Here is a 17,948-nt window from a genome sequence, read left to right as displayed (position 1 = left end):
GGGAACCGTGAAGGTGAACACGCCAGGAGTAGAGAAGCTCGTCTGCTGATTCGGCTGCGCAGCCGCGCTGTCAGCGCCCACCATCGGCGGGAGCAGTCCGCCCACCAGCGCCGCCACACCTACGCCGACCCGTCTCCCCAGGCTCGCGTGCTTCTGCCGGTTCATCAAAGCCCGCACCATGATGTGCCTCCCCTGACTCGTACGCGCTGTGGACGAGAGCGAACGTGACGGGCATCGGCGGCCTTCCCCAAAACCGATCCCATGGGGGTGTCTGCCCTACGAAACGTGACACCAGTGACACGAGAAGGGGGCGGAAGGGAGCAGAGGAGAGAGTGCGATTCAGCCACCGCCGCACAGGTGGGGCCCCTGATGGTCGAGTGGCAGGAGGGTCAGGTCCTACCTACTGGTGGCGCTCAGCCGATATCGCTGCGAGCTGGTCACCACGCCTTGGGCGGAGGCAGTGGTGTCCGTGCCGTCGTCGGCATCCAGCTCGCGCCCCCAGACATCAACTCCGGGTATTTTCAGCGGATACCGCCAGGCGCCCGACGGCGCGCGCTCCAGGACGGCTCGACGCCCCCGGTCGGCCATCCACTCCGCCTGATCGGTTCGGACCGCGACCGAGGTCAGCTGATACACGAGTTCGGCATCCTCCGACGCATCCGCCAGCGGCGCACCGCCCACCGGTCCGCCGAGCGGATACAGCACCGTGTACGGCACTTCGGCAGGCTTCCCGTTCACCAACGGCAGCGCGCCGAGGCCACACAGTCGGCCCGTCGCCTTCACGATCAGGTGTTGGAGCGCCTCGGACACTGGCGCGCGGTCTATCATTCGCCGGCCTCGGTGAAGAACGCGGCAGTGGGCCCTTCGATGGACAGCGCGCCGTAGCGGCACAGGCCCAGCGCATCCCACTCCGGCATGCCGGGAGTCGTCAGCACGGACAGCGATCGCTCGCCTTCGTCGTCCAGAAGCTCGGCGATGACAACGGCGCGGGCCAGCATGCCCCGCTCGTGCTCGGCCAGGACCGCCGCGAGCGACTGCTCCATGTCCACGGTCAGCGCACTCACAATGCCTCCGTCACGGCGTGCCCGAGAGCCCGCACCAGTGCTGGCCCCGTCTGGTCAACAGCCGGTCCGAGGTGCGGATAAGGCGGCTGGTTGTAGTGCCGGCCGAGGCTGTCGACGCCGACGAAGCCGAATTCCAGACGCCGAGCTTGCCGTGCTGCGGTGCCCACCTCGCCAACGACAACGGGGCCCGCGCGGTGCACGTCGCTCGTCCACGAAGCCCTGTACTTGCCAGTGACCACGCGGGGACCAGGGCGCCCTGAAGCATTGTGCTGCACACGCTTCATCAGGGCTTGGGCGCTGTGACGCATGACCGTCTCCGTGGCCGACAGCGAACGCTGCGCCCCGCGGTCCAAAGCCGAAGCCAACGCTCCCGCGTCCGTGAACACGCCTCCGCTCACGGGACGGCCTTCCGGTTGTGCTCCTCCAGCCACACCGTCCGCAGCACAGGGAACGAGGAAACCTCACCGAGGGCCGTCACCCGGTACGTGCGGCCAACCGCCTGTTCGTCCCGGGCCTCGACGACCAGGACGGAGTCGTCCTCCTGCAGCTCCGGGGCGGCAAGCGGCAGCAGCATTCGGTAGCCGGGCCGTACCTCTTCCAGCCAGGCTCCGTCGTGGCTGCCTTTGCCGCGGATGCGTTCCTGGTGCGCATACAGGCCAGCCCTGTCGGCGTACACGCGGGAAGGCGGGGCGGGGACCAGATCACCAGTCTCTGGGTCCAGCCGGTCTTCGCCGCGACTGCGGGTGATCTTCACTCTGTCCGGCATGAGGTGACGTTCTGCGAACCGGGCTATGCCCGTCTGATCAAGCGGCACCCGCAGCCCACTCCCTCAGCTGCGTCAGTACACCACGCGTCAGCTCACCCGGCTTCCCGTCCAGGTCGCCGCGGCCGAGCGCCGCATCGTCGAGTTGTTGCCAGTCCACGCTGTCGAGGAATCCGATGACGACGTGCCGTACGTCGGCCGGCTCCACGAGCACCTCGGCTAGGCCCTCGAACTGCATGCCCTTCCAGCCCTGCGCCACGTACAGAGTGACCTCGGGCCCCTCGTCGACGGTCTGCGTGATCCGGTACGCCTCCACCGCATGGGCCACGTCGTGGCCGTCGATCTCGATGACTGTCTCGTCTCCGGGGGCGGCGGCGATCCGTACACGGCGGGAGTCCTCGTTCACACTCATGACCTCGACCCTAGGTGTGCCAAGGGCAGCCTCCCTGCGTCATTGAGACTCACTGAAGTTGAAGCGCCAGGCGATCGAGAACGCCTATGCCAAGGAGGCGGAGGCGCTGTATCGGGCCCGAGTAGTGTTCGGATGGCTATCTCCGCCGCCTCTCCTGCCCCGCGCCGGGGGGCGTCGCTGCGCTCACTTGTCTCCGCAGCACTCGTCTGCGCCAACTCTGCCCGGATATCCTTCCGTTGAGATCAGGTTTCGCCCCGTCGAGGGCGTCTAGTACACGGGGGAAGAACGGTCATGGCCAACATCAGGGTCGAGACGGTGGCGCTCGACGCCGCGGGAATGCGACAGATCGCGAGCAGAGCCCGCCCTACCGCCGCGCTCGGCGAGCGTGCTGCCGAGATCGAGGAGGCCATCGTCCAGGCGTCGGCCATCGCTCAGCGGTCGCTGGACCAGGTGCCCGAGCGCGCCGGCTGGCAGGTCAAGAGTCTGGACGTCACCTTCGGGTTGACTCTGGCTGCCGAGGCCGGCGTCATCTTGTCCAAGGCGTCGGCCGAGGCCTCGTTCGAGGTCACCCTCACCGTGGAGCGAACACTGGGGACACCGTGACCGCAACTGACTACTGGGTCGACCTTCACCGGGCCGGGCAGCGGCTAGGCGGCGGTTTCCTGCTCACGCGCCGGTTCGTGCTCACGGCGCTGCACTGCCTGCGCGACCTGGCTCTCGAGGAACAGGTCGACATCGAACTCGCCGATGGCGAGCGGGTCGACGGCCGGTTCTGCCGACAGGACAAAGAGGCGGATATGGCGCTCATCGAGATCGCCGCCGGCCATCGCGTGAGCCTGCCGATCCCCGCGGCCGACCGCGCCCGCGACGGCGACCGCTGGCGCGGCCCCTACCGCCCCGCTGTGGCCGACATCCACCTCAGCGGCCTCGTCAGTGGTACGGCCCGCCACCACTGCGTCGGCGGCGCCACCATCGAGGCCCTTCAGTTGACCACGGACCAGCACCTCGGCGACTACTCCGGCTACTCCGGCGGCCCCGTCGAGGGCGTCCCGGAGGGCACGGAGCGGCAGCCTGCGGTGCTGGGCATCCTCATTGAGCAAACCCCGGACCGCGCCGACGCCTCCCGCGCTGCGAACGTGCTCATCGCCGCCACTATCGGGGAGGCGATGCGCCGCTTCGACCATCTCGACGTCGCGCACCTCATCGACGTACTCCGGCCGCCCCGGTCGGGACACCGGCAGCAGGCCGCGACGCGTGAACGGTTCGACGACGCCGAGGAGCTTTTGCGCCAACTCGACGACTGGGCCGAGCGCGAGTTGATCGATCCGGCGCAGGTCGCGGAGCTGAAGGTCTTGACCGTCAAGCGGCTCATCGAACGGGAAATGGGCGGGGGCGGCGCATGACAGGTGGTCCGGAGCCGCGCGTCCCTGAGGCATGGCTCACCACGCTCTCCCTGGCTCAGCGGGCACAGTCCGGCGACACAGCAGCGCGTGATCAGGTGAAGGACGCGGTCCAACGGCTGTCCCGCGATCCGGAGTTACTGTCGATCGGGGATCTCGGCCAGGCCGTCACCGGTCTCACCGGGCTCCTAAACGACCTCGAAGAACCGGAGGTCTCACAGGCGCTGCTGCGGCAGGTGGTGTCCCGTCTGACGGCGAAAGGGACCGATGTGCGCTCCCGCCAACGGTCCCTCAACCGGATCGCCGTCGCACTCGCGAACCGCGGCCAACTGACCGCCGCGGAACAGGTGTTGTCTGCGGCAATCAAAACGCCGTGGCGGCGGTCTGACAGCGACTACACTGCCCTGGCTATCACCTCTGCCAATCTCGCGGCGGTCGAACTCGGGCTGAACGACGTCGACGCGGCGGGCAGGTCCGCTGACCGGGCCGCGCAGTTCATTCGTATGGCCCCCGCCTCTACACAGTCGGACGGCCGCCCCGTAGCACAACTCGAACTGCGGCTGCGCGTAGCCTCGCTTAAGGCGACGACAGCGCGCGCCCGGAATAAGCATGCGGCTGTCGAGGCCCGACTCGACGAGATCGCGGAGATCGCCCGTAGCCTGGTGGGGCTGCTCGGCGGAGAGCACCCGAAGTCACTGTCCGCGCTGGTGACACTGGCTCTTGCCGAGTGTGAGTCCGCGACGGCGTCCGGGGATCGCGACCGATCGGAACGCGCCGTCGACGTACTGCTCATAGCGGCACAGAAGGCAGCGGCGTCCGCGGGAGGCCGTCATCCGCTGACGGTGACCGCGCTGTCGAGTCTCGCCGCGGCAGAGGGCCTCGTCGCCCTAGATTCGGAGGACAGCCAGCGTCTCTCGCGATCAGAGGCCCTGATGAACACGGCACAGGAACGTTCCAGGGCCGCCGCCGAAAACGGAGGGCTGCGCCGGCCCACCGCCCCTCGTGAGGCCCAAGTGCTACTACCGCAGCCTGATGAGGCCGCCCCTCGTGAGGCCCAAGTGCTACTACCGCAGCCCGATGAGGCCGCCCCTCGTGAGGCCCAAGTGCTACAACTGCAGCCCGATGAGGCAGTTGATGTCTCGACGCTGACCTTCAGCATGCTCGGTCCGGTCGGCGTTTGGCGCGACGGTCTGACCGTGACTATCGGGTCACTGCGCGAACGCCTCCTGCTTGCCACGTTGTTGCTGCACGAAGGGCGCGTTGTCCCCACGGACGTGCTGATCCGCGCCGTATGGGGTGACAGTCCTCCGGCGCTTTCGACCGCGCTTCTTCACGTCCACGTCGCGCGGCTCCGGCGTCGACTCGGTCCTAACGCACTGGTCAGGAAACCCCCGGGTTACCTGCTCCGCCTAGCGCCTGGGTCTCTCGATCTCCATCGAGCGCGGGAGCTAGTAGAGCAAGCGGGGGAGAGTCGCGCGGCCGGGCGGGCAGAAGAATCAAGGGGGCTCTTGAACCAGGCACTGGCCCTGTGGACCGGCGACCCGCTGGAAGCACTGCCAGTCCCGGACGCCGAGGAGGAACGGGAACAGCTCCGGGAATGGCGGCTGGAACTCCTCGCAACACGCCTGGAGCTGGATCTCGAACTGGGCGAGCCCGAGAAGGCCATCGCCGAACTGACCAAACTGACCGCCGAGGATCCACAGCGCCGACGCTGGCGTAAGCTCCTCATGCTCGCCCTGCACCGCAGCGAGCAGCAGGCCGACGCAGTCGACCAGTACTCGGCCGCAAGACGCCTCCTCGCCGACGCGCTCGGGGACAGCCCGGACGCGTCGTTGCGGGATCTGGAGCGCCGTATGCGTGAGGACAGGCCGTGACGGCCGCCCCGCCGGTCGGGTCTTGGTACCGTCCTTGGTTCGCTTGTACACCTTGAACAGGGTCCACTTCCAGCTCGTGGGGATGTCACCCAGATAGTGATCCGGCCGGCACAGGACCTATCGAGCTCGTGCACGGTTAGCGGTGAGGCGTCGAGCAAGAAACAGCCTGACCGCTGCTCGTTCTGCGGCCACCCCCGCAGCGAGGAACGCCGCTTGGTCGCCGGCCCCGACGTATGGATCTGCGCCGAATGCGTCGCCCGGTCCAGCGAGATCCTCGCCCAATCCGCCGATGCCGGCAGCACCCGTTGATGACCTGCCACGACGCAGCGCGTGCGGCGGTCACCGGCACAGAGCCCCGAGAGGTACAGCGGCCATGAGATGGACAGGACTGGCGAGCCAGGTGATCCACCAGGGCCCCTACATCTCGCTGCTGCGTGACTCGGTGCTCCGCCCCGATGGGAGTCTCGGCGCGTACGAGCACGTCGCAGCCGATGGCGGAGTCCGCGTCGTCGCTCTCGACGATCAGGGCCGCGTTGTTCTGGTGGGGGACGACTTCTACCTTCAGCGACGTCAGCGTGGGGCGGGCAGCTCCCGGCTGGCTTGCGCGCGTGCGTCCCTGACGTGAGCAGGCGCACCCCTGTGCCGTGGGCTGGCCCAGTCATGCGCCGCTGTGCATCACCACCGTGTACTGGGTCTTCAATGTCTCGAGTGGACGGTTCTGTCAGCCGGCGGGGCGGCATGAGGTTCACGCGCCGATGTCTGCGCCAGGTCTCCGCCCGCTGATGTATCCGAAGGGTGGGCCTGCAGGCAGTAGTCGCTCGGTTGGGTGTGCACCGCTTGCGGCAGCCGGATGACCGTGGAGAACTAGAACATGAATTCCTTTCCACCGGCATATGCATTAGGCATTCCAGTGTTCAACGGCTGCTCGGTCGCTGCCTCGATGGTCGCGGCGACGTGCGGCTCGCCGCGGGCCGCGTTCGCGGAACCTTCCAGGCAGGGAGACACGCATCTGACCTTCCAGGTAGGCGACCGGACAACGCCCTCGACTCCAATCCACGTCGTGAGCTGAACGGCCAATCACGGTCGGTCCGTTGCTGTGACCCGCACCGGATTGCAGCACGGGACGTGCCGCCCGCCCAGGCGCCCAAAGTCACGGGAACCGGCCCCCCTCGCGGGCGGAACGCATTACGGCGTGCTGCGCCCGTGCCCGCTCTACCCTCGCACCGTCGCGACCGAAGGGAGTCCATCCACGTGGACACGGCAGCGTCCCGCTCGCTCCGGCCCCCGCTGACCCCACTCACCACATCGCGCAGCATGTCCATCGCGGCCCGGGTCTACGGGTACCCGCCCGCCCACAACGCAGGATCCGAATGGATGCTGCACTCCATGCTCCGCCCCCTGAGCGCCCGCGGCCACCACGTGACGGTCTGGCTCTCCCACCCGGGAAGCATCGAGAAGACCTACGACCTCGACGGAGTACGCGTCATCCCCTACCAGGAGGGCGGTGACTTCGCCGCCGAGGCCCAAAAAGCGGACGTACTCCTCTCCCACTTCGAAAACGTTCCCCTGGTCGCGGGACTGGCCAGAGCACGCAAGATCCCCGTCGTCGTGCTGTGCCACGACAACTTCAACACCAGCTTCCACGACGCGGCGGGAGCCGACCTCGTCGTCTACAACAGCGAATGGATCCGGCGGGACGGCGAAATCTACTACGCCCACTACCCGAAGGAATTCCTCCCCAGGCGCACCATCGTCGTCCGCCCTCCCGTCATCGCGGACGAGTACCGCACTGAACCCGGCGACTGCGCAACCCTGGTCAACCTCAACCCCGACAAGGGCGGCGACATCTTCTGGCAGATCGCCGCGTGGACACCGCAGTGGAATTTCCTCGGCGTCCGCGGCGCATACGGCCAGCAGATCACGCCGCCGATTCGGATGCCCAACTGCGAAGTCGTCGACGGAGTGCCCGGAGACCAGATGCGCACTCACGTCTACGCCCGTTCGCGCGTCATCCTCATGCCCAGCATCTATGAGTCCTGGGGCCGCGTCGCAGTCGAGGCCTTCGCATCCGGCATCCCCGTCATCGCCCACCCCACCCCCGGGCTGGTCGAGTCCCTCGGCGAAGCAGGAATCTTCGCCTACCGCGACGACCTCAACGCCTGGACCCACGCCCTCAGATCCCTGAGCGACCCCGACAACTGGGAAAAAGCCTCCCACCGTGCCAAAGCACGCTCCGCCGAACTCAGCGCGACCCGCGATCTCGACACCTGGTGCGACGCCATCGAATCGCTCCGCCACGGGCGCCGACGGACCTCCATCACCATCGAAGCGCCGCCCACACCCATCCGGTGCCCACTTCAAGGAGCCGACGTGCCCCCGAGCGTCACCCACCCTCAGTCTTCCAACACGACCTCGCCGTCCACCCCGGCAACGGTGGCCACCCCATCCCCAAAACCCGTCAGGAGAAGACTCCCGTGGCGAGCGACGATCAGAGCGAACAGGTGACCGACCGCTTCGATCTCGGCCGGAGGAGCTGGAGTGAAGTCGAAACTTCCCAGCCGGGGACCGAGGACCGTGGTGGCGGAGGCGCTTACCTCGGGCACCCCGGTGATTGCGCACCCCACTCCCGGGCTCGTTCGAGTCCCTGGGCGACGTCGGCATCTTTGCCTACCGGGAGGACCTCAACGCGTGGATCCGCGCTCTGACGTCCTGCAAGACCCGGACAACTGGGCTCGGGCCTCCCACCGAGCCAAAGCCCGTTTCATCGACCTGAGTGCAGCTCCCGACCTCGACATCTGGCGCAACGCCCTCGAATCGCCAAGCAAAGACGCGCCCTCGGCACTGCTTCCGCAGGCGCGCAATCGGGACGCTCCTCGATCCCAGCGAGAAGGGCCGCGGCGCCGTTGCGGCCCCGGGGGGCCGAACCGCACCCGCGTCGGACACGGTGCTACGAAACACGCGCGAACCATAACCAATGCTGTCGAGCTGCAACGAAAGGACGGTACGCCATGACCATGACCCAGGAAACCACTGCCCTCGCCCCCGAACCCGCCAGCAGCATCGAGCCCCGCGCGGCCATTGCGCGGGCCGCAAGCGCACCCATCGCTCCCTACACCCACGTCCGGCGCTTCGACCATTCCGGCAGCGTCGAGAACTTCACCATTCCTCCCGGCGTCACCACGATCAACGCCCGCTGCTGGGGTGGCGGGGGCACTGGAGCCAGCGTTGGGGGCGGGGGCGGTTTCGCCACCGGGGACATCGCCGTCGTGCCCGGGGAGACACTGCGGGTCGTTGTTGACCTGGGAGGAGGAGGGTACGGCGGGGGCGGTATGAGTGGCTTGTTCAGCCAGCGGCTGGGGCAAACGCTTCTGATCGCCGGAGGAGGTGGCGGGGGCTGGACGGAAACTGATGCGCGTGGTGGTGCGGGCGGCGGCACCAGCGGATCCGACGCACGGGCGGGCGGCGTCCGGTGGACAGGGACGCCGGCGCGTGGTGCTTCGGGTTCAACCGGCGGCGCTGGCGGGGCCATTTCCGATTCCAGCAGCTATGGGGGGCGTGGCGGCAGCACCGGCCAGAACGGCGGCGCCAACGTGAACGGAACCTCTGGGGGCCAGGTGCCGATCCCAGGCATGGGTGGAGGCGGGGGCGCAGGCTACGGCGGCAATACGGGTGGGGGCGCTGGCTACGCGGGCGGCGGTGGCGGCCTCTCTATCCGCTCCTCGGTCGACTCCTTTGCCAGCGGCGGGGCTGGTGGCAGCAGCTTTGTGAGCGGCCCTGGAGTCACCGGGGGACGTACCCTGGCCGGCAATGGCACCCGAGCAGGTGGTCAGGACGATCCCCTGTACCACTCTCCCGTCGGTGACGCAGGCTACAGCGGCCAGGTGGTACTGCAGTGGTCGGAGTTCACGATGACGCCCGGCGGGCCGCCGGACGTCGAGCTGAGGCAAGGCGGACCGGTCGGGTACCCGGGAGTACAGGTCGAAGCCGACGCGGCGTTCGACCCGGTGTCGGTGACGGTAGCCCTGCCCCCCGACTGCGACCTGCTCTTCGGCACGCAGACACTCGCCGACTACCAGCTGACCGTCCAGACCGCCGACGGGCAGACGACCCCGTACATGGGAAGCCTGTCAGAGGACGGAACGTCGCTGGTCTTCTCGGACGTGGACCTGAAGCTGCCCGGGACAACACTGATGTGGGTCGCTGTGAGCGCCGGCCACAATGCCCCGCTCGGATCCACGAGCCTGACCTTCACCGTCGGAGGAAAGACGTCCCCCTCCACAACGATCGTCGTCACACCGGGCTTCTCCGTGTCGCCGGGCGGCGACCCGGTGACCGCAGAGCGAGGAGGAGGGCCCAGGTACCCGGGTGTGGAGGTGCGGAACAGCGGATCGCAGGCCATCCCGCTGCAGACGGTCATCGTGGTCCTTCCGGCCGACGCCGGCATGCGGTTCGGTGTGCCGGGCAACCCCGATCACCAACTGACCGTCATGGATGCCAGCGGAAACATCACCGTCTACAGGGGAAGTATCTCCGACGACGGACAGACCCTGACCTTCTCCGACGTCGACCTGAAAATCCCCAACGACGGGTCACAGTCGGTCATGTGGGTCTGTGTGAGCGCCGCCGAGAACGCCCCGCAGGGTCCCACCAGCCCGGAGTTCTCCGTCGGCGGCCGGACATCGCCGTCCACGACCATCAACGTCATCTGAAGAACGCGTCGGCATCCCGTCGGCCACCACGAATGCGACCCGCGCGCCCGGGACCCACCACAATGAGCGGTCGCACGCCGAAGCGCGGGAAGGCGCGGCCGTCACGCACCAGGCCGCCGGTGCCCCGTAGCGGCGGCAGAAGTTAGTCGGCCCCGCCCGACGCCCCTGGGTGGATGAGCCATACGAAGGGCTCACCGCCTCCCGGACAACGTAGTGAAGTCAGTCTGCTGCGGTGTCCTGGCCTGGGGCGACCAGGTTGGATGTCAAACGATCAGTCGCGGCCGTTGTCCCTTCGAGGTGCTACCAGCTCCTGGGGGATCTCGCAGGAGCTGGTAGCCCCGAAGACCAGGGCGAGGCCGTCCGGCTGTTCTCGCGTGGTGAAGATTTCCCCGTACACGCAGTCGTCATGCAGGCCTGGATTTGATAAATGCGTCCCGGTATGGGTAGCGAGCTTCTCGCGGAACAACGTAGAGAACATTGAGCGGGGCCGGCCGCTTGCGGCGGGCGCAAGTTGGTCCGGCCTGCTTGATTTGAACTGTGGCCGCACAGCTGGTCGCCCAAGGTGCTCGGCGTCACTCGGATGGCGCAGTCCAGGTGCCGGGCAGCGGGCGTATACCCATAGTGGGAGCCACCGAGAGTTAATCGATCACATGATCGAAGGGGTTTCCTGTGACCAAGAAGATCATCCGCGCTAAGGGCTCCGACGCGTGCCCGCGCGGCCACTACGCGCTGTACGACCACCCGAACTGCAACAACTCCGTCGCCGGCAGGGTTCTGGTGGCCGATGAGTCGGTCGGATCCTTCGGCGAAGCCGGGGACGGGAGCATGAACGACTCGGTGACCAGTGTGGTGAACAAAACCACCCGGACACTGCAACTCTACGAGCACGGGAACGGCACCGGCGAACGCCTGGACATCCCGCCCGGTGGCCCCTACGACCTGCGCGAAGTCAGGAACGAAAAGGGCAGAGGGCTGAACGACGTCGTCTCCTCGACACGCTTGGGCGACCCACCGTCGTCGGGGCTGCTCGACCGCTTCCGCCGACTCGGCTACCAGACGGCTGGCGGCTCAGTCGACAAGGACAGCGGTAAGGGCCAGGGCTCCTCGGGCCCGCTCGGCGGCCTCGCCGACCTCGGCTTCGTGGCGTCCGGAGGCAAGATGGCCGGCAAGGACACGCAGTCGGAGCAGGTGGCGGCCGCGGAGAAGGCGGCGGCAGCGAAGGCGGCGACGCCGGTCGTGTACGCGGTCCGCATCCTGACGGCGGACGAGCACGAGGCCGGCACCACCGATGACATCCACGTGCGGTTTCGCAGGGGCGACCGCGAATCGGATTGGGTGCTGCTGGATCTCAAGGGCGAGCGAGACCTCCGGCGGGGCTTCGACGACACCTACCGGATCTCCGCACCAGGAGACTTCGGCGATCCCAAACGCATCGAGTTCAAGACGAGCGGCACCGACGACTGGCTGCTCAAGTGGATCAACGTGACCAGCCCGGACGGGAAGTCCATCTGGCACTGTCCGCTGCTGAACTCCACCAAGGTGTGGCTCACCCAGGACGCGAAAACGATGGACGACAAAGAAGACGGCTACTACTGGGCGGTGAACGAGGTGAGCCTCTTCCTCGGCCCCGGCGAGTGGGCAGTAGAAGGCGAATCGAACCCGGACGGTGAGGCTTTCCTCGCAAGTGGGGGCATGCTGCCGCCAGGCCAGGGGGCCTAGCCTGAGCAGTCGCCCGGCCCGATCGCGTACGTCATCGCGTGCGAGACCGGGCCGAGGCGCCCAGACCAGCCACCTGATCAGCGGCACTGCGGGCGCGGCCAGGCGTGGCCACAGGCGGGAGTTGATCACTTGCTCACGACCACCGGTGCGGACCGGATAATGGCGGAGCCGCCCCTCGAACGCGGTGTGTCAACAGCCCGCCGTTGACGGCCCGTTGGCCAGAGCCGCCGTGCGGACGGCCCGTGTGATCCGGGGTGTCCCGCGGTATCCCGCCGCGGTCCGGCACACACGCGAGCAGGAGGAGATGAGTCTGTGCGATATCACCGCCCGGCTCGTCATCACCAAGAGCAAAGGCAGGGCCAGCACCCCTGTCCTGCGTCTGTCATGTACGAGCGGCTTCCGGCCATTGTGAATCGCTTCGGCTTGGGGTGTCCGGCGTCACGGAGGGGCTGGGGCTGTGCTGTGGGGCGCCTGAGAGCGTGACGCGGAGCTCGCGCGGTCTGCATGTGAAAGGTGACGTCAGCTGATGCGAGCTCGGCGGGCTATCCCTGTGGCGGGATCGGTGATCGTGCGCACAGATGCCCCTTTTGTAGAAGCCTGGAACCGGGCAGTCTTTTCGAGCACGATAAAAGACTGCATATTCGAACATTTTCGCAGTCATCTGTGAAGGCGGGCAATAGGAGGTGTGCGCATGCGTAAAAGCGGCATAGCGCAGCCGATAGCCCGCTCTTTGAGGTAACGCTGGTTGTGATCCGGTCGCGTGAACCGGATATCCGTGCCCGGCGGTTTCATCCCCTATTTCGTTTATTTTGCCCCTCGCGCAGCCGTGCTGTCTGCGGCGCGTGACGCTGGGCTGCGCTGGAGAAATCCCCCTGGCCGAGAGAAAAGAGAAATGCTGTGACCGATCTTGAAACCGTGCGTGTCGACGCGCGTGAGCCCGCCATCTACGTGGTCGCGGGTAACGGCACTTCTGGATTTAGCAGCGATTACGGGCCGGCCGTCTGTGCCCAACTCAACCTTCCCATGAAAGTTACGGTGGATTCCGGCGGAAGCCTCTACATCGCCGACTACGGCAACCATCGGGTGCGGAGGGTGGACGCGAGGACCCGGCAGATCACGACGGTCGCCGGGAACGGCGCCGCCGGCTTCAACGGCGACAGTCAGCCGGCCGTCTATGCCCAACTCAACCATCCCCGTGGTCTCGCGGTGGATTCCGGCGGCAATCTCTACATCGCCGACACCGAAAACCATCGGGTGCGGAGGGTGGACGCGACGACCCGGCAGATCACCACGGTCGCCGGGAACGGCACCGCGGGCTTCAACGGTGACAACCAGCCGGCCGTCAACGCCCAACTCAACTCTCTCCATGGTGTCGCGGTGGATTCCGGCGGCAATCTCTACATCGCCGACCTCGGCAACCATCGGGTGCGGAGGGTGGACGCGACGACCCGGCAGATCAGCACGGTCGCCGGGAACGGCACCGCGGGCTTCAACGGTGACAACCAGCCGGCCGTCAACGCCCAACTCAACTCTCCCATTGGTGTCGCGGTGGATTCCGGCGGCAACCTCTACATCGCCGAATACCGCAACCATCGGGTGCGGAAGGTGGACGCGAGGACCGGGCAGATCACCACGGTCGCCGGGAACGGCACCGAGGGCTTCAACGGCGACAACCAGCCCGCCGTCAACGCCCGACTCAAGTATCCGTACGGTGTCGCGGTGGATTTGGGCGGCAGCTTCTTCATCGCCGACTCCAGAAACCATCGGGTGCGCAGGGTGGACGCGACGAGCCGGCAGATCACCACGGTCGCCGGGAACGGCACCGACGGCTTCAACGGCGACGGCGGGCCGGCCATCGATGTCCGACTCCACCATCCCCTCGGTGTTGTGGTGGATTCCGGCGGCGACCTCTACATCGCCGACTACGACAACCATCGGGTGCGGAAGGTGAGCGGTGTCGCTGCCACCGTCCGGTTCTCGGTGGCGCCTGGCGGGCCGCCGGGTGTGAGGCTGGAACGGGCCGGCAATACCGGTTACCCGGGTGTGCAAGTGCATGCTGACGAGGACGGCGCGATCCCTGCGCAGAGCGTCCGCGTGGATCTCCCTCGCGGTGTGGGTCTGCAGTTCGTGGCCGAGCCCCGGTACCAGCTGACCGTGCAGCCCGCCGGGGGAACCCCGCGCTACTCCTACGGGATTGTGTCGCCGGACGGGCAGAGCCTCGCCTTCGAAAACGTCGACCTGGCCCTGTCGGGAAGGGATTCGGTGTCCGCGGCATGGGTCGCGGTGAAAGCCCCCGCCGACGCCCGGTTGGGAGACATCCAGCTGAGGTTCCGCATCGGCGACCGATCCTCGGATTCCACGGCCATCCGCGTCGTGGATCCGCAGGCGGGGTGACCGTCGGGGCCTTCCCGCCGAAGGGCCACCACGAGAGACAGGGTGCGGGGCCGCGGCCTGCGGACCCGTGCCGGCGGGCTGTGCGAGGGCGTCCGCCGCCTTACTGTCGTCTTGTCTTCGTCCGGAGGGAGTACCAACAGGTGGACACGGTGGCGTCTCGCCCACACAGGCCCGCTCTGGCCGCACCGGCCAGGTCGCGGAGCATGTCCATCGCGGCCCGGGTGTACGGGTATCCGCCCGACCACAACGCCGGCTCCGAGTGGATGTTGCACTCGATGCTCCGCCCTCTGGCCGAGCGTGGCCACCGGGTGACGGTCTGGCTGTCGCACCCCGGCAGGATCGAGAAGAGCTACGAGATCGACGGGGTGCAGGTCGTCCCCTATCAGGAAGGCATGGACTTCGCCGCCCGCGCCCAGACGGTGGATGTGCTGTTGTCCCACTTCGAGAACGTACCCCTGGTGGCGGGGCTCGCGCGGGACCGTCGGATTCCCCTGGCCGTGATCTGCCACGACAACTTCGCCACGAGCTTTCACAACGCGGCGGGCGCTGATCTCGTCGTGTACAACAGCGAGTGGATCCGGCGGGACGGCGAAATCTTCTACGCCCGCTACCCACGGGAATTCCTGCCCAGGCACAGCATCGTGGTCCGTCCGCCGGTGATCGCGGAGGAGTACCGCACGGAGCCCGGCGGCTGCGCGACCCTCGTCAATCTCAACTCCGACAAGGGCGGCGAGGTGTTCTGGCAGATCGCCGCATGGACGCCGGAATGGAATTTCCTCGGTGTCCGCGGCGCCTACGGGCAGCAGATCATGCCACCGCCACGGCTGCCCAACTGTGAAGTAGTCGACTCGGTGCCCGGACAGCAGATGCGCGAGCACGTCTACAGCCGGGCGCGCGTGATGCTCATGCCCAGCTTGTACGAGTCCTGGGGACGGGTGGCGGTGGAGGCGTTCGCCTCGGGCATCCCGGTCATCGCACATCCCACCCCCGGGCTCGTCGAGTCCCTGGGCGAAGCCGGGATCTTCGCCTACCGCGACGACCTCAACGCGTGGATCCATGCCCTGACATCGTTGCGGGACCCGGGCAACTGGGCCCGGGCCTCCCGCCGGGCCAAGGCCCGCTCCATCGAACTGAGTGCAGCTCCCGACCTCGACATCTGGTGCGACGCCGTTGAATCCCTGAGCAAGACCAGGGCGCGGAACGGCTCGCGCAGGCGCGCAATGGGCGCGCTCGTCGATGCCAGCGAGATGGGCCGCAGCCCTGGGGGCGGCGTCACGGACCCGGGAGCCGAAAGACACACGTGTCCCTGACGGCACTGCGCGGCGGAGCCGGACCACGGCTTCGCCGCCCCAGGCAACGACATCGCAATCCACGGCGGCAGCCCCGGAAGAACTCCCGGCACGCGCTGGGCATTTCCCTTGCGGAACTGTCTGCCCGCACGGCGAACCATGGGAATCCGCTCAATCTGCAACGAAAGGACGGCACGCCATGACCCAGGAAACCATTGCCTCCACCCTCGAACCCGCCAGCGAGGTCCAGCCCCGTGCGGCCATTGCGCGGTCCACAAGCGCACCCATCGCTCCTTACACCCACAGCCGGCGCTTCAACTATTCCGGCAGCGTCGAGAACTTCACCGTTCCCCCCGGGGTCACCACCATCAACGCCCGCTGCTGGGGCGGCGGGGGCAGTGGACCCACCGATGGGGGCGGGGGCGGTTTCGCCACCGGCGACATCGCCGTCGTGCCGGGGGAGACACTGCGGGTCGTTGTCGACCTGGGAGGAGGCCCCTTCGGCGGGGGCGGTATGAGTGGCCTGTTCAGCCAGCGGCTGGGGCAGACGCTTCTGATCGCCGGAGGAGGTGGAGCGTGCTCGCTGGATAACGCTGATGCGCGTGGTGGTGCAGGCGGCGGCATCAGCGGATCCGACGCACGGACGGGCTCGTGGGGCGGGTGGACCGGGCCGCCAGCGCGCGGAGCGTCGGGTTCAACGGGCGGCGCCGGCGGGGCCATTTCCACGAACACCAGTTATGGGGGGCGCGGCGGCAACACCGGCCAGAACGGTGGCGCCGACAAAGGGGGCCCCGGGGGCCAGGTGCCGATCTCAGGCATGGGCGGAGGGGGAGGTGGAGGCTACGGCGGCTCCTGCGGTGGGGGCGCCGGCTACGCGGGCGGCGGTGGCGGCCTCGGTATCGGCGGTTCGGCCAGCGCCTTCTACAGTGGCGGGGCTGGTGGCAGCAGTTTCGTGAACGGCCCTGGAGTCACCGGGGGACGCACCCTGGCCGGCAATGGCACCCAAGCGGGCGGCAAAGACGATCCCCTGTACCAGTCTCCCGTCGGCGACGCGGACAACCGCGGCCAGGTGGTGCTGCAGTGGGCGGAGTTCACGATGACGTCCGGCGGGCCGCCTGACGTGGAACTGAGGCAGGGCGGAGGGGTCGGGTACCCGGGAGTACGGGTCGAAGCCAACGTGGCGTTCGACCCGGTGTCGGTGACGGTCGCCCTGCCCGCCGACCGCGGTCTGCTCTTCGGCACGCAGACACTCGCCGACTACCAGCTGACCGTCCAGAACGCCCGCCAGGAAACCAGGCAGTACATCGGAAGCCTGTCAGAGGACGGAACATCGCTCGTCTTCTCCAACGTGGACCTGGAACTGCCCGGGACGACGGTGATGTGGGTCGCCGTGAGCGCCGGCCACGATGCCCCGCTCGGATCCACCAGCCTGACCTTCACCGTCGGAGGAAAGACCTCCCCCTCCACAACGATCGTCGTCACACCGGGCTTCACCCTCTCGCCCGGCGGCGCCCCGGCGACCGCAGAGAGGGGAGGAGCGCCCGTATACCCGGGCGTCGAGGTGCGGAACAACGGAACGCAAGCCATCCCGCTGCAAACAGTCACCGCAGTTCTGCCGACCGATGCCCGCATGCGGTTCGGTACGCAAGGCAACCCCGATCACCAGCTGACCGTCTGGGACGCCGCCCGAAACATCACCGTGTACAGGGGAAGCATCTCCGACGACGACCAGACACTGACCTTCTCCGACGTCGACCTGGGAATTCCCGAGAACGGATCACGGTCGGTCATGTGGGTCTGCGTGAGCGCGGCCGACGACACACCCTCGGGCCCCACCAGCGTCGAGTTCACGGTCGGCGACCGCATCTCGCCGTCCACTGCCATCGAAGTCATCTGAGTACACGCGACAACCGCCCACTGCCACGGAAGCAACCCGCGTGTCCGGTGAGGACGGATTCAGGGCCGCCGGCCACCAGCGCCTCTCCAGAGGGGGCGGAGTCTGCCGATGCCTGCCGCGGCGTCAACGCCTGCTGCACCTCGACCGAGACCTCCGTCGACCCCGCCCTGACCGTCACCGAGGCCAAGACTGCGTAGAGATGCGCCTGCCAGTGGGCATTCCGTGACGCTTCGTCCGATTTCGGCTTGAGTTGGTCTCTGGGGTAGCCCGTGTCGGCTTGGTGGGGGCGAACGGGCCGAGTTCGGGTTCGGTGAGGATGCCGCGATTGACCAGGCGTTTCAGCTTGGCGCGCAGTCCGTCCCCGCTCTGCTCGAAGAGGGCCAGGACTGCCGAGCTTCAGCCCTGTGGTGAGCGGGACCAGGACGGC

The 17,948-nt window shown here is 67.7% G+C and carries 16 protein-coding genes; 11 read left to right on the top strand and 5 right to left on the bottom strand.

Translation table 11 applies throughout. The annotated features are described in order from the left end of the window. Positions 1 to 396: 396 nt before the first annotated feature. Genes P2Q00_RS28525 through P2Q00_RS28510 form a run of 5 tightly spaced genes read right to left on the bottom strand, consistent with a single transcriptional unit; the run spans position 397 to position 2,239 of the window. Positions 397 to 810 (bottom strand): hypothetical protein, encoded by a 414-nt coding sequence (locus P2Q00_RS28525; protein WP_275775829.1) that lies wholly within the window; start codon positions 808 to 810, stop codon positions 397 to 399. A gap of 14 nt (positions 811 to 824) precedes the next feature. After that, positions 825 to 1,064 (bottom strand): hypothetical protein, encoded by a 240-nt coding sequence (locus P2Q00_RS28520; protein ID WP_275775828.1) that lies wholly within the window; start codon positions 1,062 to 1,064, stop codon positions 825 to 827. Next, positions 1,061 to 1,450, bottom strand: coding sequence for an HK97 gp10 family phage protein (locus P2Q00_RS50980; protein ID WP_369293691.1), 390 nt, complete (start codon positions 1,448 to 1,450; stop codon positions 1,061 to 1,063). Before P2Q00_RS50980 ends, P2Q00_RS28520 begins: the two co-directional genes overlap by 4 nt. Before the next feature lie 8 nt (positions 1,451 to 1,458). Continuing rightward, on the bottom strand, positions 1,459 to 1,878 hold the full coding sequence (locus P2Q00_RS28515; RefSeq protein WP_275775826.1) for a DUF6093 family protein: 420 nt from the start codon (positions 1,876 to 1,878) through the stop codon (positions 1,459 to 1,461). Beyond that, the gene (locus P2Q00_RS28510) at positions 1,868 to 2,239 is read right to left on the bottom strand and encodes a hypothetical protein (protein ID WP_275775825.1); all 372 of its coding nucleotides are present in this window, start codon (positions 2,237 to 2,239) and stop codon (positions 1,868 to 1,870) included. Before P2Q00_RS28510 ends, P2Q00_RS28515 begins: the two co-directional genes overlap by 11 nt. 291 nt (positions 2,240 to 2,530) lie before the next feature. On the opposite strand from P2Q00_RS28510, the gene P2Q00_RS28505 reads away from it, so the two are divergent. From P2Q00_RS28505 to P2Q00_RS28460, 11 genes are all read left to right on the top strand, one after another. After that, complete coding sequence (locus P2Q00_RS28505) at positions 2,531 to 2,842, top strand: CU044_2847 family protein (protein ID WP_275775824.1); 312 nt, start codon at positions 2,531 to 2,533, stop codon at positions 2,840 to 2,842. Then, positions 2,839 to 3,642 carry a trypsin-like serine protease gene (locus P2Q00_RS28500; RefSeq protein ID WP_275775822.1) on the top strand — a complete coding sequence of 268 codons (804 nt, stop codon included), beginning with the start codon at positions 2,839 to 2,841 and terminating at the stop codon, positions 3,640 to 3,642. The genes P2Q00_RS28505 and P2Q00_RS28500 overlap by 4 nt, the downstream gene beginning before the upstream one ends. After that, complete coding sequence (locus tag P2Q00_RS28495; protein WP_275775821.1) at positions 3,639 to 5,513, top strand: AfsR/SARP family transcriptional regulator; 1,875 nt, start codon at positions 3,639 to 3,641, stop codon at positions 5,511 to 5,513. The genes P2Q00_RS28500 and P2Q00_RS28495 overlap by 4 nt, the downstream gene beginning before the upstream one ends. A 96-nt stretch (positions 5,514 to 5,609) precedes the next feature. Next, complete coding sequence (locus P2Q00_RS50975) at positions 5,610 to 5,822, top strand: ClpX C4-type zinc finger protein (RefSeq protein WP_369293690.1); 213 nt, start codon at positions 5,610 to 5,612, stop codon at positions 5,820 to 5,822. Positions 5,823 to 5,886: 64 nt separating this feature from the next. After that, entirely contained in the window at positions 5,887 to 6,138 is a 252-nt protein-coding gene (locus P2Q00_RS28490) for an NUDIX hydrolase (protein WP_275775819.1), read from the top strand. Positions 6,139 to 6,764: 626 nt separating this feature from the next. Further along, positions 6,765 to 8,018 carry a glycosyltransferase family 4 protein gene (locus P2Q00_RS28485; protein ID WP_338059353.1) on the top strand — a complete coding sequence of 418 codons (1,254 nt, stop codon included), beginning with the start codon at positions 6,765 to 6,767 and terminating at the stop codon, positions 8,016 to 8,018. Positions 8,019 to 9,394: 1,376 nt separating this feature from the next. Continuing rightward, a complete protein-coding gene (locus tag P2Q00_RS28480; protein ID WP_275775817.1) occupies positions 9,395 to 10,222 on the top strand; it encodes a hypothetical protein in 828 nt (275 codons plus the stop codon). A gap of 669 nt (positions 10,223 to 10,891) precedes the next feature. After that, complete coding sequence (locus P2Q00_RS28475; protein ID WP_275775815.1) at positions 10,892 to 11,941, top strand: PLAT/LH2 domain-containing protein; 1,050 nt, start codon at positions 10,892 to 10,894, stop codon at positions 11,939 to 11,941. A gap of 897 nt (positions 11,942 to 12,838) precedes the next feature. Continuing rightward, positions 12,839 to 14,335: an NHL repeat-containing protein gene (locus P2Q00_RS28470; protein ID WP_275775814.1), complete on the top strand. Its 1,497-nt coding sequence runs from the start codon at positions 12,839 to 12,841 to the stop codon at positions 14,333 to 14,335. A 203-nt stretch (positions 14,336 to 14,538) separates the two neighbouring features. Next, positions 14,539 to 15,645, top strand: a complete 1,107-nt coding sequence (locus tag P2Q00_RS28465) for a glycosyltransferase family 4 protein (protein ID WP_275775812.1) — start codon at positions 14,539 to 14,541, stop codon at positions 15,643 to 15,645. Between the two features lie 178 nt (positions 15,646 to 15,823). Next, positions 15,824 to 17,521, top strand: a complete 1,698-nt coding sequence (locus tag P2Q00_RS28460) for a hypothetical protein (protein WP_275775810.1) — start codon at positions 15,824 to 15,826, stop codon at positions 17,519 to 17,521. Positions 17,522 to 17,948: the final 427 nt, after the last annotated feature.

This window comes from Streptomyces coacervatus, from assembly GCF_029223485.1.
GTDB lineage: Bacteria > Actinomycetota > Actinomycetes > Streptomycetales > Streptomycetaceae > Streptomyces > Streptomyces coacervatus.
This window is presented reverse-complemented; position numbering and strand designations above follow the sequence as displayed.